Here is a 2,346-nt window from a genome sequence, read left to right as displayed (position 1 = left end):
CCTCAGCCCATCCGGCGGGCGCGCAGGACGACGTCGTGGACGTGATGGGCCGAGGCCGCTCCGGCAGGGCGTTCCCGGCGCTCGTTGACCTCGATCTTCCATTCCGGAGAGGCGGACAGTGCCTCCAGGAAGTCATCGGTGCCGACGAAGGCCTCGTGATCGAAGGGTCGGGTGGACTCCGAACCCGCGTGGGACAGGGCCTCCCGGATGTCGCTCACGTCGTGGTTGATGATCAGCAGCCGCCCGCCGGGCGCCACCGCGTCGAGGAAGTTCGTCACGCCGCGCGCATCCGGGGTCCGTGGGATCGAGGCGTACGCGGCGGTGACCAGGTCGTACCGGGTTCCGGCGAAGGGGTTGGCCGCGTTGGCGTCGACCTGCAGGGTCTCCACCGGCACCGAGCGCCGCTGGGCCTCCGTGCGAACACGATCAAGGGCCAGCGCGGAGATGTCGCTGGCGGTGACCCGCCAGCCCCGCTCAGCGAGCCAGAGAGCGTCCCCGCCCTCGCCGGCCCCGATGTCCAGGGCGGTGCCCGGAACCAGACCTTCGACCTCGGCGACGAGGGAGCCGTTGGGGTTGCCGCTCCACTGCAATTCGCCGCTGTAGCGCCCGTCCCAGTCGGCGGCGTGGGCGACCGGGCGAGCCGCCGCAGCGAGGTCCTCCTGGGCCAGGTCGAAGCTGACCATTGCCCCGACCCTCGCACCGGCGGCCGCGGTGGGCAGCACCTGCAGCGTGGGCTCGGCGAGGGTGCCGGCCGCGTAGAGGCCCGGCACCGCCGTCGCCCCGGTGAGCGGATCCGCCTCGACGTAGCTCGCGACGCCGCTGGGGTGCTCGCTTGCAGTCAGGCCGAGGCCAACGAAGGGTGCCACCCGGGCGTGCAGGCGGGTGCTGACGAGAACGGTGTCGGCGGGGATCTCGGTGCCGTCGACCAACTGTAGGGCGCGCAGCCGCCCTGTGTCGTCCTCGAGGATCCGTTGGACGGGGGTGGAGATCACCGGCACCCCCGCGGACCTGAGGGTCGCCAGCTGCGGATCCTCGGTGGGGACGCCCTCGTGAATCACAACGGTGAACTGCTCGGTGAGCTGGCGCAGCAGAGGCAGGGCGTGCAGACCGGCGGGCGTGCTCACCAGGGCGACGATGCGTCGGTCCCGCGATTCATAGCCGTGACAGAAAGGGCAGTGGATGACCGAGGTGCCCCAGTGCTCGGCGAGGCCGGGGATCTTGGGAAGCTCGTCGGTCAGGCCGGTTGCCGCGACCACGCGCCGGGCGCGGAGCACGGGACCACCGGTCAGCTCGACGCGGAAGCCCTCGCCCTGGCGGGCGACGTCGACGGCTCGTCCGGTGAGGACCTCCGCGCCGTAGGAGCGCACCTCGGCGCGGGCGATCCGCAGGAAATCGGCGGGGGCGCGCCCTTCGTGGCCGAGGTAGCTGTGCATCGCGGCGGCCGGCGCATTGCGCGGCTCCCCGGAGTCGACCACGATCACCGAGCGCCGCTGACGGGAGAGCTGCAGTGCCGCAGCCAGGCCGGCGGCGGAGCCGCCGATGATCGCGACATCGGCGTGGCGCGTGATGGCGGGAAGGGCGGGGTGCGGCTCGGCGCTCGAGGCACCGCCGTGGTCGTGGGCCCGGTCGGCGCTGGGCTGGTCTTCGGGGTGCTGCTCGCTGTAGGTCATGGGTCGAGAATAACGAGAGTCGCGTATACTGCATAATACCTTGCAGAATTCGCAAAATCCTCCTCGAATGAATAGGAGACACCTCATGTCCGAAATCGAACCGCTCGTGCGCACCCGGCTGCGCAGCCTGCGCCACGCCCAGTCCCTCTCCCTCGACGACCTGGCCGAGCGCTCCCACCTCAGCCCCTCGACGATCAGTCGCATCGAGACCGGCAAGCGCGCGATCAGCCTGGACGTCCTCCTTCCGCTGGCGCGCGCCCTGCGCACCGACGTCGAGACCCTGCTCGAGGACGACGCCGACGACGACGTCGTCATCCGTCCCGAGCCGAGTCGGGAGGGCTCGCGCACCACCTGGATGCTTTCCAAAGCGACCGGCACCATGAAGGCCCTCAAGGTCCGGCTCGAGGTCGTTTCCGAGGTTCCGAAGCAGCGGGTGCATCCCGGTCACGATTGGTTCTTCGTGATGGAGGGAAGGGTCCGCCTGCTGCTGGGGGAGCGCGCGGTCATTGTTGAGGCGGGAGAGGCCGCCGAATTCGCCACGATGACTCCGCATGCCTTCGTGGCGGAAGGGGGACCCGCCGAAGTCATTATGATCTTCGATCAGGAGGGGCACACCGTGCATCGACAAGACGGCGAGGACTGAGAGGCCACCGGGCCCGCGGGGGCGTGCCCTCGG

The 2,346-nt window shown here is 70.5% G+C and carries 2 protein-coding genes; one reads left to right on the top strand and one right to left on the bottom strand.

Features of this window, described 5'->3' with window-relative positions; genetic code table 11:
• Positions 1-2 precede the first annotated feature (2 nt).
• On the bottom strand, positions 3-1,670 hold the full coding sequence (locus Q4E95_RS09000; protein ID WP_303382985.1) for a bifunctional NAD(P)/FAD-dependent oxidoreductase/class I SAM-dependent methyltransferase: 1,668 nt from the start codon (positions 1,668-1,670) through the stop codon (positions 3-5).
• A gap of 85 nt (positions 1,671-1,755) precedes the next feature.
• On the opposite strand from Q4E95_RS09000, the gene Q4E95_RS08995 reads away from it, so the two are divergent.
• Positions 1,756-2,313: a helix-turn-helix domain-containing protein gene (locus Q4E95_RS08995; RefSeq protein WP_303382984.1), complete on the top strand. Its 558-nt coding sequence runs from the start codon at positions 1,756-1,758 to the stop codon at positions 2,311-2,313.
• Positions 2,314-2,346 lie beyond the last annotated feature (33 nt).

Source organism: Kocuria sp. (assembly GCF_030536815.1).
In the GTDB taxonomy this organism is placed as follows: domain Bacteria; phylum Actinomycetota; class Actinomycetes; order Actinomycetales; family Micrococcaceae; genus Kocuria; species Kocuria gwangalliensis.
The sequence above is the reverse complement of the archived record's forward strand: the minus strand, read 5'-3'. Positions and strand labels throughout refer to the sequence as shown.